The sequence below is a fragment of the Vibrio sp. 1727 genome (genome assembly GCF_033344415.1).
Lineage (GTDB): Bacteria > Pseudomonadota > Gammaproteobacteria > Enterobacterales > Vibrionaceae > Vibrio > Vibrio alginolyticus.
In genome coordinates, this window is record NZ_JAWPOT010000018.1 from 15,552 (window position 1) to 40,127 (window position 24,576).

A 24,576-nucleotide genomic window follows, 5' to 3' on the forward strand; every position below is an offset into this window, starting at 1 on the left:
AGTACATATTTGCCCTTATGATTCTCGAACGTTGGATAGAACAGGTTTTTGGCTTCTACATTCAGCGATATGAGAACTGTCCGTTATTTTCACTTTGTTCTGCAAGTATTGACGGTAGGGCTCCAACAAGAGGTAAAAGAATGACAGAAAAAGCTCAAAGTGCTCCGCAATCCCAAATCAGTTTTCTATTGTTTCTGGTACTAGGAGCGATTGGTGCTTTGACGCCTTTGGCGATCGATATGTATTTGCCTGCGATGCCGACAATTGCGAAAGATTTGGGGGTCGCGCCTGGCGCGGTTCAGATTACGTTGACGGCTTATACCGCGGGTTTTGCGATCGGCCAGTTAATTCACGGGCCGCTCGCCGATAGCTTTGGTCGCAGACCTGTGTTGATTTTAGGCGTACTTTTCTTCGGCTTGGCTGCCGTTGTGAGTGCGACAACAAATGGCATTGATGCGCTGACCTATGTACGTACGGCACAAGGTTTTGCTGGCGCGGCAGCGGCGGTCATTATCCAAGCCGTCGTGCGTGACATGTTTGACCGTGAAGATTTTGCACGCGCAATGTCCTTCGTTACTCTGGTCATTACTATTGCGCCGTTGGTGGCACCGATGATCGGTGGCCATCTCGCGATTTGGTTTGGTTGGCGTTCCATTTTTTGGGTACTAGCTATTTTCGCTGTAGTTGTGATTTTTCTCGTACTTTGGAAAATCCCTGAAACGTTACAGCCTGAAAATCGTCAGCCTCTTCGTTTCCGCACGACGCTGAGAAACTACGCCAGATTATGCTCCAATCCTGAAGCAATCGGTTTGATGCTCTCAGGTGCGTTTTCATTTTCCGGAATGTTTGCATTTTTGACGGCGGGTTCGTTTGTTTATATTGATTTATATGGTGTTCGACCAGACCACTTTGGTTACCTATTTGGTTTGAACATTGTGGCGATGATCATCATGACCAGTATTAATGGTCGCTTGGTGAAGAAAGTTGGTTCCCATGCCATGCTTCGTTTTGGGTTGTTCGTGCAACTTTTGGCGGGGATTGGTTTATTCGTAAGTTGGTTAATGGACTTCGGATTATGGGGCATTGTACCTTTTGTTGTGCTGTTTATCGGTACATTGTCGACGATAGGTAGTAACGCGATGGCGCTGCTTTTAAGTGGTTACCCATCAATGGCGGGTACGGCGTCGTCTCTAGCGGGGACATTAAGATTCGGTATCGGTTCATTGGTTGGTGCGCTAGTGGCATCACTGCCCGGGAATGTTGCTTGGCCGATGATCATCGTAATGTTTGCTTGTTCTGTGCTTTCAGCACTGTTTTATTGGACTTTAGGAAGAAAGGCGTAATGTCGAATTACACCAAAGAAATTCAAAACTTGGTTAACTCAGCACTTGAAGAGTTAGATCAAGAGCATCGCTCAGGTAAGTTAGCCAATGCCCCTGTTGCGAATAACCATTATTTAGTGCGTTGGGTAACAAAGGCGCTAAAATCACAACGTTTCGGACGTACGGTAGGCGATGACTTAACGCGTTGGCAAAAAGCAGGTCGCTCAAAGGGGAACGATGCTGGTTTGTTGTTTATCTTCAAGCGTATTTCTGCTTTTTATGCGCAATTCTTCCCTGAAGGTGAAGACTCCAAAGTGTTCAAAGATTCAGATATTGAGTCTTTTCTTGATTTGATGGAGCAAGCAGGCTGGGAAGTCTCGACGTCTGAGCAACTGATTGGGTGCGGCAAAGTACAAATCTTCACTGAAGGTCAAAACTCTTTAGCGTTATGTGCAGACCAATGCGAAAGCTGTTTTGATGGCGAGTTGCTCGTAAAGCCAATGAGTTGGTTTGTACGTGGCAATCATGCTGAGTTTGTTGAGAAAGCAGCGCAAGCGGGCTTTATGGTACATAAGGTAACAGACTACAAATCGATGGTGAAATACCATGGCGAGTACCTTATTTTTCCAGCAAACGAAGGCAACCAGTTAGCCGAAATTCCACTCTCGTTCAAAGCTGACTAAAGTGACATTTTGAGTGTTTAGAAGCCCCTGTTATTGGGGCTTTTTGTTTTCTAAACGGTTTGCTTCTTTCGCGATGGCTTTGACCATGCCTTTAAATATGAAAAGATGGGCTGGCATCATTGCAAACCAATAAAGCAGCCCAAGAAACCCTTGCGGGTGCCACCAGGCGGTAATATCCAGCTCTCGTTCGTCACCGAGATCTTTGATGGTAATTTCTAAACGCCCAAGGCCTGGGCCTTTCATACCAAAAAACAGTGAAAGAAACTGATTATTATCGCAGCGAATCACTTTCCAAGAGTCAATAAAATCACCGACTTTAAGCTCTGGTCCAGGAGGAGAAACGCGAATCGGTTTTCCGCCACCAAAAAAGATATCGAGCCATTCACGTGTACGCCACAAGATGTTGGCAAAGTAATAGCCTTTTTCGCGACTCCCGATCTTTTGCGCCACTTTCCATAATGCTGCCGCTGAGGCTTGGGTTTTAATGCTCGCTCCAGCTTGTTTTGGGTAATAGCCATATCCTGGTTGCCATCGACGAAGCGCTGCGGGTTCAAACCCCCAGACATTACTGCGTACAAATGTGCCTTCATCTTGAATGGTATCAGTTACCGCTTGCTCGTAGCTGATCAGCGTTTGAGGAAATCGTTCTTCAATCGCTTTAGAGTCTGCAATGTAGTCGTGCTCTAAGCCCGCAAGTAATGCTTTACCGATACTAGTTGGCACTGAGGTAACTAAACCTAGCCAGTACGATGCCATTTTCGGAGTAAGTAGCGGGGTCGACCACAGTCGATACGGCTTGTTCGTGATTCGGCAAATGACTTTGAACTGTTCGCGGTAGCTAAGTGTATCTGGCCCACCAACTTCATAAATGTGACTTTCTTCTGGATAGGGGGCTTCTGCTAACTTCAACAAATAGTGGTTGAGATTGGGCAAGGCGATAGGGTTCGCTTTTGAGTCGACCCATTTAGGCGCGATCAAAATAGGTAAGTTGTAGACAAAGTCACGCATGATTTCGAAAGCGGCAGAGCCGGGGCCGATGATAACGCCTGCACGCAATTCAGTTACTGGAATACCAGACTGTCGAATTATTTTTCCCGTGGCTTTACGAGCGGCTAAATGGCGAGAGTTTCCGGTTTGAGGTTGAATGGCACTCAAATAGATAACATGCTCGACGGAGCTTTGTTCCAACGCATATTTGAAGTTCAAAGCAAGGTTTAGTTCGTACTCAACAAAGTCATCACCTTGAGCCATCCCGTGCACGAGAAAAAATACTAAATCAAAATCGTTCACTACAGCCTTCGTGGTCTCTGCGTCAGCCAAGTCGAGATACCTTAACGTTAAATTAGGGTGAGGCTGAGTTCTTGACTCTAAATAATCAATATGTCGCGCCGCTGCTGTGACGGCGTAACCTTTATCTAAAAGTAACGGAAGAAGTTGAGAGCCAATGTAACCCGAGGCGCCTAGCACCAACACCTTTTTCATTATCTGTCCTTTTATCGTTGGTGGAATAAACACCACAGAGTATAATCATGAGACACTTTCCCCATTCTATCAATAAGTTGTCGTTGGAGCGCTTGTGACTTTTCTTTCTCAACTCTCAATACACGCAGACAAAGCATTCTTACGTCGTTTATTTGCAATCGCGTTACCAATTACACTGCAAAGCATGATGTTTTCAAGCCGAAGCCTCGTCGATGTTCTTATGCTTGGTCAACTTGGTGAAGCAGAAATTGCCGCAGTTGGAGTTGCTGCGCGCGCGACTTTCGTCACCACCATTATGTTAGTTGGGGTGACAACGGGTGGTGCATTGTTAACCGCTCAATATTGGGGGGCTGGCGATAAAGTTGGGGTGCGTCGCAGTACCGCTTTAACATGGATGATCGCAATGATGTTTGCTGCGATTGCTGTTGCTTTGTTTGTTGTTTTTCCACAGCCCATCATGAGTTTGACTACCGATTCACAAGAAGTGATTGAGCTAGGGGCCAGCTATCTCATTATTTCGTCGGTTAGCATGTTTGCTGTTGCATGTGTGGCCAGTATGTCGGTGGGCCTAAGGGCGATGCACCAACCAGGCTTAAGCACTTTTTTTAGTGGTATAGGCATTTTATCTAATGTGTTTCTTAACTGGGTTTTAATTTTTGGTCAATTAGGCTTTCCTGCTCTGGGTATTACGGGAGCAGCGATCGCAACGGTAATCAGTGGCGCGATCGAAGTAGGTTGCCTGTTTGGTTATCTATGGTTGAAAAAACACATAATCGCATTTGGTTGGGATGATATACGCGCAGGATTGGTCTTAGATAAAATTACGCGTTTCTTGAGCCTCTCTTTGCCAACCACATTTAACTTCTTGGCGTGGGCTGGTGGGCTGTTTGCTTATCACGCCATCATGGGGCAAGCAGGCGTACAAGGTTTGGCGGCACTTTCCGTAATGACACCTGTTGAGTCGATCGCATTGGCGATGATGATTGGCTTATCGAATGCGGCTGCAGTTCTAGTCGGGAACCAGCTCGGCGCTCGTAATTTTGAACCCGTTTATTATCAAGCATGGGCTACGGTCATTTTGAATGTGCTTATCGCATTTGTGGTCGCCATCTTGTTGATAGTGTCAAATCAATGGATCCTTAATGCGTTTAGTGCACTGACAACAGACACTCGCGAGCTAGCTGAACAGTTTATGGTGATTCTAGCGTTGGGTGTCGTGTTACGCTCGGTGCCGATGATGGCGATTGTTGGTGTATTACGCGCGGGCGGTGATGTTAAGTTTTGTTTGTATCAAGACATCTTGGCGCAGTGGGTGATCGGGATTCCACTCGCAGCATTTGCAGCGATTTATCTCAATTGGGACCCACAATGGGTTTACTTACTCTTTTTGACGGAAGAAGTTGTGAAGTGGGCGATTTGCTTGCCAAGAATGGTTAGCCGAAAATGGATGAAAAACCTGATTGGCCAGTAAGGAGGAACAGAGTTTATTTTGGCTGCAAAAATCTGCTCAAAACGTCAACAAAATTAGCAACAGAAAGTGAATCGAGTTGCATTTGTACTTCCATAGTGTGATCAAGCATTCAAAATACTTTCTACTAACAGGATTTTAGTGTAGATTCTGATCCCAATTTTTAAACACCATCCGAGCGGCATAATCAATGTTAAAACTGTCAGACCTATGTAAAGGCTATGTAGACGGGGGAGAGTTTCACCCTGTATTACAAGGGGCAGAATTAACATTGCAGCAAGGCGACCAAGTTGCTCTGATGGGAGAAAGTGGTTCGGGTAAAAGTACTCTGCTGAATTTAATCGCCGGATTAGATACTGCTGACTCTGGTGAAGTGCAGTTTCCAAATTTTGCTATGCATGAAGCACCGGAGCATTTAAGAACCCTTTATCGCCGCAACAATATTGGTAATATCTTCCAACAATTCAACCTGCTTCCTACACTTAATATTGCCGACAATATTCGTTTTTGTCGTCAGTTAAAAGGTCTGCCGGAAGATAAAGAGTTGTGGCGTCAAATTCTTTCTGCTTTGGACTTAATGCCATTGCTAGGACGTTATCCGGAAGAGGCGTCTGGTGGTCAGCAACAACGTGCGGCGATTGCTCGCGCCCTTTATATGGAACCCAAAATCCTGCTTGCTGATGAGCCAACTGGTAGCCTAGACGAGCGAAACGCAGAAGCAGTAATGCGCTTATTAACGAGTCTCGCTCGCCAATTGGAGTGTACTTTGCTGTTAGTGACGCACAGTGAAAAAGTGGCCGCCCATATGGAAGGAAAGATTCGACTTCAAGGAGGGCAGCTACATGTTATGGCCCGTAGTTAAGGCACTACTCGGTCATTACCGTCGTTACCCTCTACAAATTATTCTTGTCTGGCTGGGATTAACTTTAGGCGTGTCCCTCCTTGTTGGTGTTACTTCTATCAACCAGCATGCAAAACAAAGTTATGCTACTGGGGAAAAGCTTTTCTCCAATCCTTTGCCATACCGAATCCGAACGAAGCACTCTGCCAATAAAATTCCTCAAGGTTTCTATATTCAGTTACGTCGAGCTGGGTTCAACCAATGTGCACCGTTTGACGTGCTTCATCTAGATGCCAAGACCGATATGAGCCTGATGTTGGTGGGGATAGATCCTGTCGCGATGATCCCACTACAACAAGGAAAATCGCTAGGTGAGATGCCTGTTTTATCACTAATGAAGCCTCCTTATCCTATTCTTGTTAGTCAAGATTTGGCCGCTTACATGAGTTGGCAGGATGGGGATTTCATTGAGATGAATGATGGAAGCCGTCTTGGGCCTATTCAAGTAGATAAGGACAAGATGCTTTCAGGTACTCGGCTGGTTACTGATATAGCGTTGTTGCGTATGCTCAAGCGGAGCTCAGGTTTGTCTGCGATTTCTTGTGGCGAAATGCCAGAGGAAAAGCTAATAGCACTGAAAAACATGCTGCCAAACGGAATGACGCTTGTTAGGAATACGCGTACTGAGCTTGAGTCGCTAACTAACGCATTCCATATGAATCTCACCGCGATGGGAATGCTGTCGTTTTTGGTCGGGTTGTTTATTTTTTATCAAGCGATGTCTCTGTCTTTCATCCAGCGACAACGTTTGGTCGGTATTTTGAGACAGACTGGTGTTAACGGAACACAGTTAGCGCAAGCCTTATTGCTAGAGTTGTCTTTGCTCGTCTTTATTGCGTGGGCGTGTGGTAACTTTTTTGGCTTGATCTTAGCGAATGAACTTATCCCAGCAGTGTCTTCGAGCCTGAGTGATTTGTATGATGCCAACGTAGGTTTAACCATAGGATGGTCATGGCAATCTAGCTTATATAGCCTAATCATGGCAGCGATGGGTGCGTTGATATCGTGTCTGTGGCCATTAATCCGTTTGCTGAAGTCACAACCAATCCGCCTTTCTTCTCGACTGTCGCTAATGCGATTTGCTGGAAGAGAGTTCTCTTGGCAGGCGCTTGCGGCATGTGCGTTTTGTGTCGCTGCAATAGCGGTATATCAGGCGCCGAAAACACAAGAAACCGGCTTTGCAATTATTGCGCTGATGTTGATTAGTGTGGCGTTGTTTATGCCATTTATTATGTGGCATATGTTCCAAAGTTTTTCTTATACCATGCGATGGGTTCGTGTCCGTTGGTTTTTTGCTGATGCAGCAGCCAGCATGAGCTATCGAGGTGTGGCTACGATGGCGTTTATGTTAGCGCTGGCGGCAAACATTGGTGTAGAAACAATGGTCGGAAGCTTTCGAGATACAACCGATAAGTGGCTAAATCAGCGATTAGCCGCTGATGTGTACATCTATCCGACCAACAATTCAGCCGCTCGGATGAGCGCATGGCTCCAGAATCAGCCAGAGGTGAACTCGGTTTGGTGGCGTTGGGAAAAAGATATGCCGACCGAGCACGGTGCTCTGCAAGTTGTGAGTACGGGCTCTTCTGAAGGTGAGCTAGACTCACTTACCGTCAAGTTAGGTGTCCCAAATTACTGGTATCAACTGCACGCTACCAAGAGCTTAATGGTCAGCGAGTCGATGGCCTTGAAGTTGGATATCCGCCCTGGCGATTTCATTAACTTGCAGGAACCGCTTGGTGGTGATTGGCAAGTCGTAGGCGTTTACTACGATTATGGAAACCCATATAACCAGGTGATGATGTCGCACCGGAATTGGCTGTATGCATTTGCAGGTACGGGTAATGTTGGTCTTGGCGTAGTATTAAAAGATAACGTCAATGGAGAAGGGCTGAAAAATCGCTTAGAGAATGTATTCCGTCTTCCGCAAGATCGTGTGTTTGATAACGGTAATATTTATAGCCAAGCAATGAGAGTGTTTGATCATACCTTTGCTATAGCAGGAACCTTGGGCAATATCACGCTGATTATTGCCGTGTTTGGTTTATTCTTTGCGACGTTGGCAGGAGAACTTTCACGGCAGCGGCATTTTTCCTTATTAAGGTGCATGGGTGTGTCCGGAAAAGAACTTGTCGTATTAGGTGGTTTGCAGCTATTCGTCTTCGGAGCCATTTCTGCGATTATTGCAGTGCCGCTCGGCTTGGCGCTCGCACATTTGATCGTTGATATTATCATTAAGCAATCATTTGGCTGGTCTCTAGAGCTTCAAACGATTCCATGGGAGTATGCTCAAACCATTGCTTGGGCGATGCTTGCCATCATGGTTGCTGGCGCATTGCCAGTTATTAGAATGATCAAAAGTACACCGATGAAGTCATTAAGGGACGCGTTGTAATGAAAAAAATGGGCTCTAAAAAACGCTTGTTGGTTTCAACGCTCATTGTTGTTACGTTCGCTTTTCTGACTGGGGCTGCTTTTTACTCAACTTTTTGGTTAGAGGCGACAGCAACACGAGAAAGCGAACTTGATTCTATCTTAACGCGTGAAAATCAAACGATTTTCGAGCCTGTACTACCTAACGAGCATGTCTCTTTACCCTCAGACTTTCGCTTTCATCCCGAGTATCAGCATGAATGGTGGCACTACTTTGCGAAATTAAAAGATGAGCAAGGCAAGATCTACAATGTTCAATGGAGCTATTTCAGGGTTGCGACGGACGAGCGAGAAACCAGCGGTTGGCAGAACCCTCAATTGTACATTTCACATGTTGTCGTCAGTCATGGCTCGCATGTATGGAAAGAGCAACGGGTAGCTAGAGGTGGGATAGGCCAAGCTGGTATGATCAATCGTCCTTTCAGGTTATGGATTGATAATTGGACTTGGCGATCACTCGGTGCGACGCCTTTCCCGGGCAACTTGAATGTGAATACTGATACGTTTGGACTTGAGCTCAATACCATGACAAGCGGCCCCTTTGTGGTGAATGGAGACAAAGGCTTCCAAGTTAAACATGCGTTGCAATCTGTTGCTTCTTTCAGCTTCAGTGCTCCATTTTTAAAAGTAAAAGGCAGCTTAAGCTTAAATGGTAAGCGATTCTCAGTGACGGGTTCTGCTTGGGCGCAAAAAGAGTGGGGCAGCGGCTTAATTGGTGAGGGGCAACAAGGCTGGGATTGGTTTGTTTTCAATTTAGATGATGGTCGAGCATTAACTGTTAGCCGTTATCGTCACCATGGGCAAACACCGCACGTGTTTGGCACGTTGTCGACACGCTCAGGTAAAGTCATCAACCTCTCAGACGATGATATCAGTATTAAACCAATGCAAGTGACCAGTTTATCCAATGGAAGAAGGTTACCTTTGCAGTGGATTATCAATATTCCGAAGCATCAAATTAATTTGACTACCCGCATTATCAAGTCAGATATGTGGCTACCCTTTGTAATACCTTACTGGGAAGGGCCTACTTTAGCTTCCGGCTCCAATGAGGCTTGGGGCTTTATGCAGCTGACAGGCTATTGAGTTGTGAAGAAAACCACCCCCTACGGGTGGTTTTTTAGTGCGCGAAGCTTCGTAGCTTTTTCTCAAAAGTACGGGGTTATCATGATGGTACAAGCCGTGTTATGCTGATTTTCTCATCATCTTGATAAATATTTGGTGCGACAAAAACAAATACGATCTCCGATCAAAATTGAGTGTCATGTTGGAAAATACGATGTATAGTAAACTTAACATCGAAAAAACCGAAGTTTATACTCTGAAGAAGCGATTATTCTAAAGTTTTCGACAGCTATACACTCTTATCACTCTTTGTTAATCGTTTATTAAGATAATAAATATAAGGACGAAACCATGAACGATGTCATTCGTGACTTTTTCAAAATGGAATCAGCAGGTGGTATTCTTCTCGTAATTGCAGCGGCAATTGCGATGACCATTGCTAACTCACCGCTGGGCGAAACTTATCAATCTGTACTGCATACTTATGTATTCGGTATGTCAGTTTCTCACTGGATTAATGACGGCCTAATGGCTGTTTTCTTCTTACTTATTGGCCTTGAAGTGAAGCGAGAGCTACTTGAAGGAGCGCTAAAATCAAAAGAAACCGCAATTTTCCCTGCGATTGCAGCGGTTGGTGGTATGTTAGCCCCTGCTCTTATTTACGTTGCGTTTAATGCTAACGACCCAGAGGCGGTTTCTGGCTGGGCCATTCCAGCTGCGACGGATATTGCATTTGCTCTAGGTATCATGGCGCTACTAGGTAAGCGCGTACCAGTAAGCCTTAAAGTGTTTTTGTTAGCTCTCGCTATCATCGACGATTTAGGCGTGGTTGTTATTATTGCACTGTTTTACACAGGTGATCTTTCTAGCATGGCGCTGCTTGTTGGCTTCATCATGACTGGTGTCCTGTTCATGTTGAATGCGAAGGAAGTAACGAAACTGACGCCATACATGATAGTCGGCGCGATCTTATGGTTTGCGGTACTTAAATCTGGTGTTCACGCAACACTTGCAGGCGTAGTGATCGGCTTTGCTATTCCTCTTAAGGGTAAACAGGGCGAACATTCCCCACTTAAGCACATGGAGCATGCACTTCATCCATACGTGGCATTTGGTATCTTACCTCTATTCGCATTTGCAAATGCGGGGATTTCGCTAGAAGGCGTATCGATGTCAGGCCTAACTTCAATGCTGCCATTAGGTATTGCTTTGGGGCTACTGGTTGGTAAGCCTCTAGGTATCTTCACCTTTAGTTGGGCTGCTGTGAAAATGGGTGTAGCTAAGCTACCGGAAGGCATTAACTTCAAGCATATCTTTGCGGTATCTGTGTTGTGTGGTATCGGTTTTACAATGTCTATATTCATTTCCTCTTTAGCGTTTGGAAATGTAAGCCCTGAGTTTGATACCTATGCTCGACTAGGTATCTTAATGGGCTCGACGACAGCCGCGTTACTTGGCTACGCGTTACTGCACTTTTCTTTGCCTAAGAAAGCGCAAGCGTAAGATACACACTGTTTAGTAAAGCCTCCCATTCGGGAGGCTTTTTTATGTCTGCAGATCGGCACATCAACCACTTCAGGCTGGTTACTTTTGTGACCAACTAAGGTCTAGCTTATGGAGTTGGGGCAAATCATCGAAAGAGGCGCTTGGTAAATCTACAGGCGAAAAAAAGCCCAGCCGAAAATTTGACTGGGCGGATACAAACATAGGAGTTAATAAGAAAAAAGCAGCAACGTAACAATTAGATGGAAACAAGTTTGACGGCCAGTGAAACTTCAAATGCCCTAACTGTTACGTATATTCAGACCGAGCCTTTTCCAAACAGTTCCATTTTTTTTCAAAAAATTTCTACTTAATGCTTTCTAGCTTCTTACACACCCGAAAGTAATAGAAAAATCGAGATGGATTACCAACTTGGCGAAGTTACTAACTTCTGTGTTTCTCATTTTATCTCCCCTAGAACCGAAGATGTATTTCATTCTCTCGTCGCTCACTCCGAGCCGCCAAGGCTATTGTTAGCGTTTCAATTGCGATGGACTGAGAAATTTGATCGTTTTCTTCTGACAAGCTTCACTGGAGTATTCGATTGAATTTCAAAAGATTAGATCACACCTTTTATTGTCTGGTCAGACCAATTGGTTAAAGTGTGATGTTAATCATTTGTTAATCTGAAGTTTCGGGAGTATATTTTCAAACAGTTGTTTAATACGAGTGATTAAAATGGCCCCGAGAACATCAACAAAAGAAAAAATACTCGATGTCGCAGAAGGACTCTTTGCTGAACATGGCTTTAATGATACTTCGCTAAGAACGATAACAGGTAAAGCTAACGTTAACCTAGCATCGGTAAACTATCACTTTGGCGATAAAAAAACGCTGGTTAGAGCGGTTTTAGATAGGTATTTAGAAGCACTAATGCCGAGCATTAAGACTTCATTAATTGAGTTAAACACGCGCGATAGCTACAACATGGACGATGTCTTTGAGTCATTGCGATTACCTTTACGTACATTAAATGATGTACGCCCAAATGGTACTGCGCTATTTATGTTGTTAATTGGCCGCGGTTATACAGACGTTCAAGGTCATCTACGCTGGTTCATTACCACCAGATACGAAGAGGTACTGAACCTTTTCACTTTCTCGATAATGAAGGCGAACCCGGAACTATGTGAAGAACAGTTGTTTTGGCGACTGCACTTCACGTTAGGAACCTGTGTATTTACGATGGCTTCAAGCCAAGCTCTTTCGGAGCTGGCAGAAAGTAAGTTTGAAAAGGAAGTCGATGTGAAATCTGTCGTCGATTTACTGATTCCATATTTGTCAGCAGGAATGTCAGCAAAGCAGTTGGCATAAGACAAATAAGAAAGTTAAACCAATAATAAGATTATACCCCGAGCGGTTACGTGAACAAAAGGATCTGAACTATGAGCTCTCTACGAAGAAAATGGATTAGTGACCCGGCTTTTAAAGTGTTCAAAAAAGTATTGCCACCTCTGTCTAGCACCGAGAAAGAGGCGATGGAAGCGGGTAGTGTATGGTGGGATGCCGAACTATTCACAGGCAAGCCAAACTTCACAACATTGCATCATTATCCAACGCCTACACTGACGGCAGAAGAGCAGTCATTTATGGATAATGAGCTTGAAACTCTGCTAGAAATGCTTGATGACCAGAAGATTGTCAAAGAAGACAGGGATTTACCGCCTGAAGTATGGGAGTACCTACGTAAAGAGCGATTTTTCTCTTTGATCATCTCGAAAGCATATGGTGGTCGTGAATTTTCCGCTTTGGCGAACTCAACCATTGTTTCTCGTATTGCGACTCGAAGTATCAGTACCGCGGTATCGGTAATGGTACCAAACTCTCTTGGCCCTGGTGAGCTGCTATCGCACTATGGTACGCAAGAGCAAAAAGATTACTGGTTGCCTCGTTTAGCTGATGGTACAGACATCCCTTGTTTCGCCCTAACTGGCCCTGAAGCGGGTTCTGATGCAGGTGGCATACCTGATCAAGGCGTGGTTTGTTACGGCACCCATGAAGGCAAAGAAGTGCTTGGCGTGCGAGTTAGTTGGAATAAACGCTACATCACGCTTGCGCCAGTTGCGACAGTGCTCGGGTTAGCATTTAAACTGCAGGATCCTGAAGGGCTACTTGGTGACAAGAAAGAGGTTGGCATTACATGTGCGTTGATTCCCGCTGACCATGAAGGTGTCGAGATAGGCGAGCGCCATGATCCTCTGGGGTCTGCGTTCATGAATGGCCCAACTCGTGGTGAAGATGTCTTCATCCCTATGGACTGGTTGATCGGTGGCGCTGATTACGCAGGTAAAGGTTGGCGTATGCTAGTTGAGTGTCTTTCTGCTGGTCGTGGTATCTCTCTTCCAGCGCTTGGCACAGCGATTGGTCACCTTACTACACGTACAACAGGTGCTTATGCTTACGTGCGTAAACAGTTTGGAATGTCGATCGGTAAGTTTGAAGGTGTTGCAGAAGCAATGGGGCGCATTGGTGGTCTTACTTACCTACTAGAAGCGACGCGTACGCTAACGACGACTTCTCTCGATATGAAAGAAAAACCTGGGATTGTAACCGCGATTGCCAAGTACCACATGACGGAAATCGCGCGTACCATTCTAAATGATTCGTTTGATATCCATGCGGGTCGTGCGATTCAAGATGGCCCAATGAACTATCTTGCTAAACATTACCTTGGTATCCCGGTTGCTATCACCGTTGAAGGCGCGAATATTCTGACTCGTAACCTGATGATTTTTGGTCAAGGTGCGACTCGATGTCACCCATATGTTCTAAAAGAAATGGAAGCAGCGGCGAATCCAGATTCTGAACAAGGTGCGAAAGAATTTGACAACTTACTCTTTAAACACATCAAGCACGCGCTCGGTAATACATTCGGTGCATTTGGTGCAGCACTAACTGGTTCTCGATTTGTTAACGCGCACATGAGTGGCCCAACGCAGCAATACTACAAAGACATTACTCGTCTCAGTCGTGCACTTGCAGTAAGTGCAGACTTTGCGATGTTAACCTTAGGTGGAGACTTGAAGCGTAAAGAAATGATCTCCGCACGTTTGGGTGATGGATTAAGCTATCTATACATGGCATCTGCTGCCTTGAAAAAGTATGAAGATGAAGGCCGTCAACAAGGCGATCTAGACTTCGTTCATTACGCTGTTCAACACTGTTTGTATAACGCTTCTAAGTCATTAAATGAGGCTTACACCAACTTCCCTGTGAAATACGTTGGCGGTGTGCTTAAGGGGCTATTGTTCCCGCTTGGTAATCATTTCAATAAGCCAAGTGATGAGCTGTGTGTGAATTTGGCTGAAGCGATGATGACGCCAGGCGCGCAACGTGATCGCCTCACGCATCTGTGCTACATCGGAAAATCAGAGGATGACAGCGTAGGCTTAATGGAGAATGCATTCCTTGCAATGTACGACATTAAACCTTTGGAGCGTAAACTTATGAAGGCTGCGAAGGATGGTAAAGTGGCTCGTAAAGGTCTGCTACATGATCGTTTGCAGCAAGCATTTGAAGCAGGCGTGTTAACTGAACAAGAAATTGATCAAATCATGGCTGCAGATAAATTGCGCTACAAGGCGATTCAAGTTGACCACTTTAGTCATGACTTTTCTGAAGTGCGAACTCATAGCCCAAAAAAGTCGCAGTTGAATCCGGCGGCATAATAGACAACTAATGTTAAGAAAAGCACCTCAATGAGGTGCTTTTTTGTATTCTTGGGGAGTGGATGGTGGGATAGTGCTCCAACCACTTGCCTTTTAAGAGCATTTTTACAGAAATTAGATGCGAAATCCCAACGAAACTTTTATCCTAACAAGGTTTTTTAAAGGAAGTTGAATATGATCATCAAACCTAGAATTCGTGGATTTATCTGTACTACAACGCACCCTGTTGGTTGTGAAGCTAACGTAAAAGAACAAATTGCGTACACCAAAGCGCAAGGTCCAATCAAAAACGCACCTAAGCGTGTTCTTGTTGTTGGTGCATCAAGTGGCTACGGTCTATCTTCTCGTATCGCTGCGGCATTTGGTGGCGGTGCATCAACTATCGGTGTTTTCTTCGAAAAAGAAGGTACTGAGAAGAAGCCAGGTACAGCAGGTTTTTACAATGCCGCTGCTTTTGAAAAGCTAGCGCGTGAAGAAGGTCTGTACGCAAAAAGCTTAAACGGCGACGCTTTCTCAAATGAAGCGAAACAGAAAACTATCGAGCTGATCAAAGAAGACTTAGGTCAAATCGATATGGTGGTTTACTCACTGGCATCTCCAGTACGTAAAATGCCAGAAACTGGTGAATTAGTTCGTTCATCTCTTAAACCTATCGGTGAAACTTACACATCAACGGCTGTTGATACCAACAAAGATGTGATCATCGAAGCTAGCGTTGAGCCTGCAACAGAAGAAGAAATCAAAGACACTGTCACTGTAATGGGCGGTGAAGATTGGGAACTTTGGATCAATGCGTTGTCTGATGCTGGTGTTCTTGCTGAAGGTTGTAAGACCGTCGCGTACAGCTACATTGGTACTGAGCTAACTTGGCCAGTTTATTGGGATGGTGCACTAGGTAAAGCAAAAATGGACCTAGACCGTGCAGCGAAAGCGCTAAACGACAAGTTAGCAGCAACAGGTGGTAGTGCCAATGTTGCGGTACTTAAATCTGTTGTAACTCAGGCGAGTTCTGCAATTCCTGTTATGCCACTGTACATCGCAATGGTATTCAAGAAAATGCGCGAAGAAGGTGTACACGAAGGCTGTATGGAACAAATCTACCGTATGTTCAGCCAACGTCTATACAAAGAAGACGGTAGCGCGGCAGAAGTTGATGAGATGAACCGCCTACGTCTGGATGACTGGGAACTTCGTGACGACATTCAGCAGCACTGTCGTGAGCTATGGCCTCAAATTACGACTGAGAACCTAAAAGAGCTGACTGACTACGTTGAGTACAAAGAAGAGTTCTTGAAACTATTTGGTTTCGGCGTTGAAGGCGTAGATTACGAAGCGGATGTGAATCCAGCAGTTGAAGCAGACTTCATTCAAATCTAATCGAATCACAGACTAGATAACCAATAAACAAAAGGCGCTCATTGAGCGCCTTTTTGTATTTCATAGTCAAAGTGAGTATTAACTTAGTATTATCAGAATCGTACCAGCTAGCGTCATTAAAATATTCGCAATCGCATAGGTACCCGCATAACCAAGGGCAGGGATGGTGGACTTAGCGTAGTCGTTAACGACATCCATAGCTGGAGCGCAAGTACGGGCGCCAATAATGGCACCGAAGAGCAGAGCACGGTTCATCTTGAGTACGTGTGCGCCAACTAAGTAAGCCAGAACTACAGGCACAACACTGACAATAAATGCCAAACCAATGACTTTTGGTCCTACTTGCGTTAGGTGCTCGAACATCTTTCCACCTGCACTTAGACCAATTCCCACCATAAAGAACATTAACCCTAGATCTTTGACCATATTCAGCGCCCCTTGTGGGACATAACCGAAAGTAGGGTGATTTGCTCGTAAGAAACCAAGCGTAATACCGGATAACAGAAGACCCACCGCATTACCCAAACTGAAAGACACCTGACCGAACGTCATTGTGATGAGGCCAAACAGAATACCCAAAATAAAGAAGCTACAAAAAGCGAGCAAATCGGCCATTTGACTGTGGATCGAGATGAAACCGATTTTTTCCGCCAGTCCATGTACTCGGCTTTTCTCGCCGCTCACTTGAAGGACGTCCCCTTTAGCGAGCACAATGTCTAAGTCCATAGGCATTTCAATCTGAGCGCGAACTACGCGGTTTAAGAAACAGCCAAACTCAGACAAATTCAAATCCGATAAACGCTTACCAGCGATAGCGTCACTTTTTACGACGATTTCTTCTTCAACGATGCGCAAATCAAGCAAGTTACGGTCGAATACTTCTTTACCATTACGGAAGCTAGGGTCTAAGCGAGCATGGCTGTCAGGGAAGCCAACCAGTGCAATTTCATCTCCCTCTTGCAAGATAGCATCACCATCTGGGTGGGCGAGAATACCATTGCGACGGATTCGTTCAATGTAACAGCCAGTTTGACGATAAATACCCAGTTCTCGCAAGTTTTTACCATCAGTCCAGTCAATTAGCTCTGGGCCCACTCGGTAAGCTCGAATAATGGGTAAATACACTTTTCTCTGGCTTGAATTTCCAAGGCCACGCTCTTGTGCGATTTGCTGCGCGGAATCAGAAAGGTTTTGTTTTTGCAGTTTTGGCAACAATTTAGCAAACATGATCATGCTAATTAAGCCGACCAGATAAGCCATCGCGTAGCCTACGGATAGATTTTCTAATACCAGAGAAAATTCCATATTCCGCGGTATAGTCGCAAGGCCAGAGTTAAGAGCATCTTGTGCACCAACCAGTACTGGCGTTGCGGTCAATGCGCCTGCCATCATACCGGCGGATAAGCCAAAATCGAGGCCGAAATAGTGACTCAAACCATACGTTAAGCTGACCGCAGACACGAGAACAGTCATGCTTAAAATAAAATAATGCTTACCATCTCTGAAGAATATACCAAAAAAGTTTGGTCCAGCTTCAATGCCAACGCAGTAGATAAACAGCATAAAGCCAATGGTTAAAGCTTCTGCATTAAATGAGAAACCAAGGTGGCCCATTACCAAAGAGGTAATAAGAACGCCAATAGAGTTGCCTAATTGTAATTTGCCAAATCGAATTTTTCCGATGGCAAGGCCAATGGCTAATACGACGAAGATTAGAAGGATAGGGTTTTGCTCAAGAAGGTATACGACGTCTATGTTCACTGTGTGGCTCGGTAGAGTGTGTGCCAAAAAAGATTAAGAACTGTGAATTGTAACTAAATATAGCAAAAAGATAAGTGAATTTTTTTAGGTTTTACCATTAGTTGACTTAACGTAATAACCAGCTGAAAAATAATAAAAAAGCCGCATGAAGCGGCTTTTTTGAAAACAGTCTTTATTACTCGTCAAATAGACCTAGGTGCTCTTTCGCGTATGCTTCGAATTCGTCGCAGCCACCGATGTGCTCTTGGTCGATAAAGATCTGGGGAACGGTTTCAACTGGTTTACCAACTGTTTTCTCAAGATCTGCTTTAGAAATACCCTCAGCGTGAATATCAACGTAACGGTAGTTGAAGTCATCACGTTTTGCTTTTAGCGTTTCTGCGTGCTCTTTTGCACGAACACAGAAAGGACATGCAGGGCGACCAAAGATAACAACGAACATAATCTTATTTCTCCTAAATCTATTCTTTTTTGAAAGCGTACAAAACATAGCGGCTGAGTGCGCTTTCTTTTGTTGGAGTAACTATGCCCGATCCAGATACGGAAATAAAGCGGCAATTACCACTTGGTTCTATAGGTGAAATCTATCGAATAAAAACTAAACGCGCGTGCTTATTTTACGGCTCTGAAGTATGTGAAGTGACGCATAAAAAACATACATTCTAAAGGGTTAATGATGGCAAGGTGGAATTGGTCAATTTTTTTTGTTTAAAAAAATAGCAATCTATTTTGGCTATACGCAAATAACTTCAACTCTTACATAAGTGTTAAATCAGAGGGCGAGAGGTTATTTGGGTATATTCTTTTGGGAGGGTGTGTATGTTTCAGTTTATGACTGCAACAAGGATTATATTTGGTGAAGGTGCACTTCAATCTTCATTGTCCGTTATTAACCAATTTGGCTACAGTGTTTTGCTGGTTACTGGGCAGGATACCCAACGAGCCGCCCCCATTATCCAATATCTTAAAGCTCAAAATATGCGTTACCAGCACGTAGCTATCGTTGGTGAACCATACATCACGATGGTAGAAGAGACCGCAGTGCTCGGTAGAAAATTCCAACCTGATATGGTGGTTGCGATAGGTGGTGGCAGCGTCATCGATATGGGCAAAGCCTTAGCTGCCATTATTCCCAATCAAGGCAATGTTTACGATTACGTAGAAGTGGTAGGAAGAAGCGTCCCTTTAAAAGCAAAGCCTCTTCATTTTATTGCAATTCCTACGACAGCAAGCACCGGTTCAGAAGTGACCAGAAATGCTGTGCTGAAATCTGGACAAGATAAAGTGAAAGTGAGTCTTCGAAGCCCTGATATGCTCGCAGACGTTGCCATTGTAGACCCGACACTTACTTACGGGACCGACCAATACACATCTGGACGTGGCGCAATGGATGCGTTCACTCATTTAATGGAAGCGTATGTGTGTGGTGAGCCAAACCCTCTTACTGATATGGTCTGCGAAGAGGGGCTACGCCGTTTAAGCCGTTCAGTGATTGCCGCTTGTAAGCAAGATAATCATAAGGCGCGCTCTGATTTATCGTTCGCTGCATTGCTTGGTGGTATGGCGATTACTAATGCCAAATTAGGTGCTGCTCATGGGTTAGCATCGGCGTTAGGAGGCAAGTTAGACGCCCCCCATAGCGTTATTACGGCTCGCCTAGCTCCGCACGTGATGCAGGAGAACATTAACGCTGCTAAACTCGCGGGTAGGAATGATGTGATAAGTCGTTATCGTAAGCTGGCCCAATTAGTCACTGAGCGAGTAAATGCTAACGAACACGATGGAATTCTTTGGGTAAATATGGTGCTAGATAAGTTAGCGTTACCGCTACTGGCTCAATTTGGAGTATGCCAAACCTCTTTTGAGCAAGTGGCGAATGATGCGCTTAAATCAATGGCAATCAAAGGGAATCCTTTACCTCTTAATCAGGAACGTTTGATACACATATTGCAGCAAGTCTGTGATTGTAGTGGAGAGTGTGTAGCAGAGAGTGCACAACATGTCAGTTCTGTTGAAGTACTGGAATCAAGAACGGACTTATCGAGTGTCAACGACTTAGGGTGATTGCTCCCTTAGCAGCATTAAAACAAAAGGGGAGCCTTGAGCTCCCCTAGATAAAGTATTGACTAAGCTTTAGTGCTTAGTACTGGCTTAGTTTGTCATAGCGACTGTCTTTCAACGCATCTTTTACGCGTTTTAGGTTCTCACGGAAACCTGTACCACGGCGAAGAGTGAAGCCAGTTGCTAGCACATCAATCACTGTCATTTGTACAACCCGGCTTGCCATTGGCATGTAAACGTCGGTATCTTCTGGAATATCGAGCGTGATGGCCAGCGAGCTTGCCTTTTCTAGAGGAGAATCCTTCGCTGTAATCGCAATAACCGTTGCGCCATTTTCACGAGCAAGGTTCGCTATTTCTACCTGACTCTTTGTTCGACCGGTATGAGAAATAAGAACCACAACATCATTATCACTGCAGTTGATACAACTCATGCGCTGCATAACAATATCTTCAAAACAAGTAATTGGAATATTAAAGCGAATAAACTTGTTTTGTGCGTCTCGGGCAACAGAAGATGATGCCCCAAGGCCAAAGAATGAAATGCGCTTCGCTTGCGTTAGCAAATCGACCGCACGGTTCACTTGCATTGGATCTAGGCTATTTTTCGCGACATCTAAACAGGCCATCGTCGATTCGAAAATCTTATGGGTGTACGCGTCTGGGCCATCGTCTTCTTCCACATTACGGTTAACGTAAGGGGTGCCGTTTGCTAGGCTCTGTGCCAAGTGAAGCTTAAAATCTGGAAAGCCCTTGGTGTCCAGACGACGACAGAAGCGGTTTACAGTGGGCTCACTAACGTCAGCCATTTTAGCCAGCGTTGCAATGCTTGAATGAATTGCAGTTTGTGGAGACGCCATAATTACTTCCGCAACTTTGCGCTCTGACTTACTGAAATTCTCCAGGTTTTTTTGAATTTTTTCTAATGTATTCATAGTGTTCACGAGGGTATAGAGAACAACTCGCTGGCTCTGCTAACGAAAGGAAACACGAAGATTCCGGAGTAGAGTGGGGCGTTAACGAAAACAACCAGCGCCATAGAATCAGTATAAACCTGATCTTCAATCAGTCTAAACCAATAACGGGTACTATTTAGTGAGAATTTGACAGGCCTCAAACAAAATGTTGTAAAAACTACAGAATTGGATGTGTAAACGAAGTTTTGTTGCGCTAGTCGCACGATAATGATGTTTGAGTTACATCAAAACGAAAAAAAATTTCAAATTGATGTAACTTGATCTGGCCGTTAAGACGATTGAATATCAACAACCAGCTGCTGAATTCTTTTCATCAAATTTGGTGCTTGCTTGGCGATTTCGCGTTGTTCATCAAGCACTGAGCTCAAAATTTCTTTTGTGGTCAGTGGATTTGCCAAAACCACTCTAAACACTATCGTATTCATGCGTTGCCATTGGTCTGGGTTCAGTCTTGTACGTGAAACGAACGATTTGCCCGTTTCGCGCTGACGCTTTTGAATAAACTGTGTTAACTCATTGATCAGCTCATTCAGTTGTTCTTTTTGTGAGCCTTCTGCTTGTGCTAATGCTTCACGGATGAATGGCGGCAAATAACGGTATGTGAGCAGACAAAGCTCTGGTTCAGAAACTAATTCGAAATCATCTTGCTGTTTGATTAAATCCGCAAAGTAGCGAGCTTTTTCAATGCTTTGGTCAATAAGAAGCTCATAACCTGGGCGACTTATGATGTGCATTGCGGCGTAGACCAACATCGCCATACCCGAACGTGAACCTTCTAATGTATGGCTGCCTAGGTCTTTTGAACCTTTGCGCAATATATATTGAGCGTGATGTTCTATGGATTTCATTGCGTCAGGGTCTTTGAACAGAACCATACCAGCGCCCATCGGGATGTAGAGCTGCTTGTGCGCATCAATAGTTACTGAGTCTGCCATTTCCACACCTTTAAGAAGGTGACGGTGATGGTTAGACATAAGTGTTGCGCCACCCCATGCGGCATCTACATGGAAGTGACAGCCGTGAGCTTGGCAGACTTCAGCGATTTCAGGCAATGGATCAACATTACCTGTCTCTGTTGTGCCTGCCACACCAATAACAGCAATAGGCTTGATATTTTGTTTTTCGAGCTCAACAATTTTCGCTTTCAGGTCGTTGACAATAATACGGTTGTTGGCATCGGTTTTAACCGCAACCAAGCCCTCTTGGCCTAGCCCTAATACATCGGCTGCTTTCTTAAGGGAGTAGTGACCACGCTCAGACACTAGCACCGCTAAGCCATCATAGCCATAGTGCTTCATGGCTTTAAAAAGGCCTTCCTTCTCAACGCCTTTAAATGAGCCATTGGCTCTTAACGCTTTGTTACGTGCTACCCAAAGCGCAGTGATATTGGCAATGGTGCCGCCGGAACAAAATGCGCCTAATGAGTGGTTTGCACTGTGCATCCACTGATTGTAAAAAGTATCATTCTGACCATATATCAAGCGATGCAGCATACCCAAAACTTGACGCTCAAGTGGCGTAAAGGCTTTGGAAGTCTCTATTTTTACCAGGTTTTGGTTTAAGGCGATCATGATCTTTGACAGTGGCATCAAGAAATAAGGCAGTGCCGATGTCATATGACCAATGAAGCTTGGTGAAGATGTGTGAACTGAGTGCGACACCAAAGTGTCGAGTAAGTGCTCTGTATGATCTGACACGAACTCTGGCTGCTCAGGAATCTGAGCAGAAGAAAAGTCTTTTTCGATTTCGCGTAAAGGCTTTTCTTCTGCCACGATGTGTTCACGAAGAAATTGATTTAGATTTCGCGAGAGGCTCTCGTCAATTTTAGTTAACGTTGAGTCCGGACCTTCTGGGACAGTGAAGATCTTTAGCAAGCTCTCAAAGCTAACATCAGCGGTTTTTTGTTCCTTAACCATAGCAAAGAATCTTTGTAGTTATTTTGGTAATGCGAGCGGCACAATCTAAACTAAAACGGGCGCAAAGTCCCGTTTTAATTGTTGAAACCCAAGTTGTAGAAATGAAAATTTTAGGTGAAGGTTACGATATTCACATTAAAAAATTCTAGATTGAGTACGTTAAAACATTCTAGTGTTTTCGAATGCTAATCAACGACTAATGCGAGCAATCTTAGTCACATTTCTGCTTTTCAATCTTTTCTATTGACTGATTGTACTTATTAAGTGCGGTATCAATTTGTTGGGGATGACTAAGCAGATCAGCGAATGCTGAACGAAGCTCGTAGTTTTTTGGATGGTTAGTTGATTGACGGTCGCTAAATGTCTGTTTTGCAACTTCACCTAACTTATCGCTTCGGGTCGCTAACTGCTTAACGTCATGTTGCTCTAGTTTTAACCATGCTTCGATTGGCTGTTCCGTCGCAACGCGGCTAGGGTCGTTCTCTAGAAAGTAGTGAACCGCTTCGCGGTTTAATTCAAAGTGATGTTTACGTCCATCCAAGAACCATTGACTAACTTCTTTCAGATCTGGATATTGGGTAACCGTCAAATCAACAAGATCTTGATACCACTGTAGTGAGGCATCGACGTAGCCATCGTATTTGCTAGCAAGACATTGTTGATCTGCGGCAAGCGTAAAAGTTGAGCTTGTAGCGAGGAGCGCTGCAACGACAAAGCGTTTCATTTTTCTTCCTTCTGGTTGTTATCCCTTTATTAACGCAATGCACATCAGTTGATGTTTCTCCCTTCTTTCTATTTGGTCGTGACAAATCGTTGGGCTGAATGACGAAAAGAAAGAGGGGTCTTGCCAAAAAATATTGACCACTTTGACGTTAACTGGGTATTTAAATTTTTGCCGTATTGTAATGGATGTTAAAACGAAAACCTGAGATCTAGCTAGCAAGTGATACAAAGAAAAGCATCATAACTGGTACCAATAAACTCAAAATAAAGCCGCTAACGATAGCAACAGGAACGCAACGCACACCACCGGTGGTTTGAATAACGGGTAGGGTGAAGTCCATTGCTGTTGCACCGGCATAACCAATTGCGGTGCACGGATAGCTACGAATAAAGAGAGGAATGGCAACCAGTGCGACTAGCTCTCTCATCAATTCAATCAAGAACGACGCGCCACCAAATACCGGACCAAAAGCGTCACCCATTAAAATACCTGCGAGGGAATACCAGCCAAAACCTGAAGCCATTGCGAGTGCTTGATAAAGAGGAAGATCCAAAAGCACCGCTGCAAGAACGCCACCAAGCATACATGTTGCGATGACAACAGCCGCAATGGCCATTCCTTGTTTATTTAATAGGATTTGACGCAGAGTAAGTCCACTATTGCGCAGCTGAATACCAATAAAAAATAGAAGTAGAAAGAGTATCCATTCGCTTGCTGTATCTACCCAACTCAAATCAATGGGTAACAGCAGGCCAACCACTAACCCTCCGCCAACGACCACGATAAGCTTAACAGACTCTAAAGCCATCGAAGATAACGGTAGTTTCTTTTGATTCTGATTGGTCTGGAGTGGAATAATTTTATCAATAATAGGCAGAGCCAACAGGTTGCAGGCACTTAGACACAAAAAAAACGTACTCGCATAGAGGAGAATACTTTGTAAGTTGCTACTTAAATTATCGAGCGCCGCTAAGCTAAGACCCATCAACGACAAAATGACGTAAATAAGGTAGGACGTTGACTGATTGATCTTCTCCAATAACGAAGATCGAGATATAGGAATTAGATACCCCACCACAAGCGGAGCGAAAATAAATAGCATCCCTGAAAACATAAAGCTCAATGATTCCTTTTTGAGATAACATCAACACGCATAAATCAAATTATCTATCGGTTGAAATTAAAGACATTTCACCA

18 protein-coding genes are annotated in these 24,576 nt (G+C 44.4%); 11 read left to right on the plus strand and 7 right to left on the minus strand.

The features are described from left to right. The first annotated feature begins 140 nt into the window (after nt 1–140). Together R8O10_RS16980 and R8O10_RS16985 are read left to right on the plus strand one after the other, a co-directional pair. Nucleotides 141–1,343 (plus strand): Bcr/CflA family multidrug efflux MFS transporter, encoded by a 1,203-nt coding sequence (locus R8O10_RS16980; protein WP_017820848.1) that lies wholly within the window; start codon nt 141–143, stop codon nt 1,341–1,343. Next, nucleotides 1,343–2,005, plus strand: a complete 663-nt coding sequence (locus R8O10_RS16985) for a DUF2913 family protein (protein ID WP_005378053.1) — start codon at nt 1,343–1,345, stop codon at nt 2,003–2,005. Before R8O10_RS16980 ends, R8O10_RS16985 begins: the two co-directional genes overlap by 1 nt. A 30-nt stretch (nt 2,006–2,035) precedes the next feature. On the opposite strand, the gene R8O10_RS16990 is transcribed toward R8O10_RS16985, so the two are convergent. Beyond that, entirely contained in the window at nt 2,036–3,487 is a 1,452-nt protein-coding gene (locus tag R8O10_RS16990; protein ID WP_170890564.1) for a DUF2867 domain-containing protein, read from the minus strand. A gap of 94 nt (nt 3,488–3,581) precedes the next feature. Here R8O10_RS16990 and R8O10_RS16995 point away from each other — a divergent pair, with 94 nt between their 5' ends. The 8 genes from R8O10_RS16995 to fabV all read left to right on the plus strand — a co-directional run bounded on the left by R8O10_RS16995 (nt 3,582) and on the right by fabV (nt 15,941). After that, the gene (locus R8O10_RS16995; protein ID WP_104979009.1) at nt 3,582–4,958 is read left to right on the plus strand and encodes an MATE family efflux transporter; all 1,377 of its coding nucleotides are present in this window, start codon (nt 3,582–3,584) and stop codon (nt 4,956–4,958) included. Between the two features lie 187 nt (nt 4,959–5,145). Beyond that, entirely contained in the window at nt 5,146–5,817 is a 672-nt protein-coding gene (locus R8O10_RS17000) for an ABC transporter ATP-binding protein (RefSeq protein WP_005378040.1), read from the plus strand. Next, nucleotides 5,798–8,251, plus strand: a complete 2,454-nt coding sequence (locus R8O10_RS17005; RefSeq protein ID WP_318191557.1) for an ABC transporter permease — start codon at nt 5,798–5,800, stop codon at nt 8,249–8,251. Before R8O10_RS17000 ends, R8O10_RS17005 begins: the two co-directional genes overlap by 20 nt. Further along, the gene (locus R8O10_RS17010; RefSeq protein ID WP_042521997.1) at nt 8,251–9,375 is read left to right on the plus strand and encodes a lipocalin-like domain-containing protein; all 1,125 of its coding nucleotides are present in this window, start codon (nt 8,251–8,253) and stop codon (nt 9,373–9,375) included. The genes R8O10_RS17005 and R8O10_RS17010 overlap by 1 nt, the downstream gene beginning before the upstream one ends. Before the next feature lie 330 nt (nt 9,376–9,705). Next, the gene (gene nhaA, locus R8O10_RS17015; RefSeq protein ID WP_005378034.1) at nt 9,706–10,857 is read left to right on the plus strand and encodes a Na+/H+ antiporter NhaA; all 1,152 of its coding nucleotides are present in this window, start codon (nt 9,706–9,708) and stop codon (nt 10,855–10,857) included. A 717-nt stretch (nt 10,858–11,574) separates the two neighbouring features. After that, nucleotides 11,575–12,210, plus strand: coding sequence for a TetR/AcrR family transcriptional regulator (locus R8O10_RS17020; RefSeq protein WP_005378033.1), 636 nt, complete (start codon nt 11,575–11,577; stop codon nt 12,208–12,210). Nucleotides 12,211–12,281: 71 nt separating this feature from the next. Then, nucleotides 12,282–14,564, plus strand: coding sequence for an acyl-CoA dehydrogenase (locus tag R8O10_RS17025; RefSeq protein WP_169628410.1), 2,283 nt, complete (start codon nt 12,282–12,284; stop codon nt 14,562–14,564). Between the two features lie 174 nt (nt 14,565–14,738). Next, entirely contained in the window at nt 14,739–15,941 is a 1,203-nt protein-coding gene (gene fabV, locus R8O10_RS17030; RefSeq protein WP_318191558.1) for an enoyl-ACP reductase FabV, read from the plus strand. A 78-nt stretch (nt 15,942–16,019) separates the two neighbouring features. On the opposite strand, the gene R8O10_RS17035 is transcribed toward fabV, so the two are convergent. Together R8O10_RS17035 and R8O10_RS17040 are read right to left on the minus strand one after the other, a co-directional pair. Then, the gene (locus R8O10_RS17035) at nt 16,020–17,702 is read right to left on the minus strand and encodes an aspartate:alanine antiporter (protein ID WP_005378028.1); all 1,683 of its coding nucleotides are present in this window, start codon (nt 17,700–17,702) and stop codon (nt 16,020–16,022) included. Between the two features lie 175 nt (nt 17,703–17,877). Beyond that, nucleotides 17,878–18,144 carry a GrxA family glutaredoxin gene (locus tag R8O10_RS17040; RefSeq protein ID WP_005378026.1) on the minus strand — a complete coding sequence of 89 codons (267 nt, stop codon included), beginning with the start codon at nt 18,142–18,144 and terminating at the stop codon, nt 17,878–17,880. Between the two features lie 377 nt (nt 18,145–18,521). Between R8O10_RS17040 and R8O10_RS17045 the strand changes: the two genes are divergently transcribed. Then, entirely contained in the window at nt 18,522–19,766 is a 1,245-nt protein-coding gene (locus R8O10_RS17045; protein WP_054576427.1) for an iron-containing alcohol dehydrogenase, read from the plus strand. A gap of 76 nt (nt 19,767–19,842) precedes the next feature. Here the strand turns inward: R8O10_RS17045 and R8O10_RS17050 are convergent, their stop codons facing one another. The 4 genes from R8O10_RS17050 to R8O10_RS17065 form a co-directional block, all read right to left on the minus strand. After that, complete coding sequence (locus tag R8O10_RS17050; protein WP_005378021.1) at nt 19,843–20,697, minus strand: MurR/RpiR family transcriptional regulator; 855 nt, start codon at nt 20,695–20,697, stop codon at nt 19,843–19,845. Between the two features lie 311 nt (nt 20,698–21,008). Then, nucleotides 21,009–22,655 carry a pyridoxal-dependent aspartate 1-decarboxylase PanP gene (gene panP, locus R8O10_RS17055; protein ID WP_005378019.1) on the minus strand — a complete coding sequence of 549 codons (1,647 nt, stop codon included), beginning with the start codon at nt 22,653–22,655 and terminating at the stop codon, nt 21,009–21,011. Between the two features lie 211 nt (nt 22,656–22,866). After that, nucleotides 22,867–23,379 (minus strand): hypothetical protein, encoded by a 513-nt coding sequence (locus R8O10_RS17060; RefSeq protein WP_017634875.1) that lies wholly within the window; start codon nt 23,377–23,379, stop codon nt 22,867–22,869. Between the two features lie 208 nt (nt 23,380–23,587). Continuing rightward, entirely contained in the window at nt 23,588–24,493 is a 906-nt protein-coding gene (locus tag R8O10_RS17065) for a lysine exporter LysO family protein (protein ID WP_005378011.1), read from the minus strand. Nucleotides 24,494–24,576: the final 83 nt, after the last annotated feature.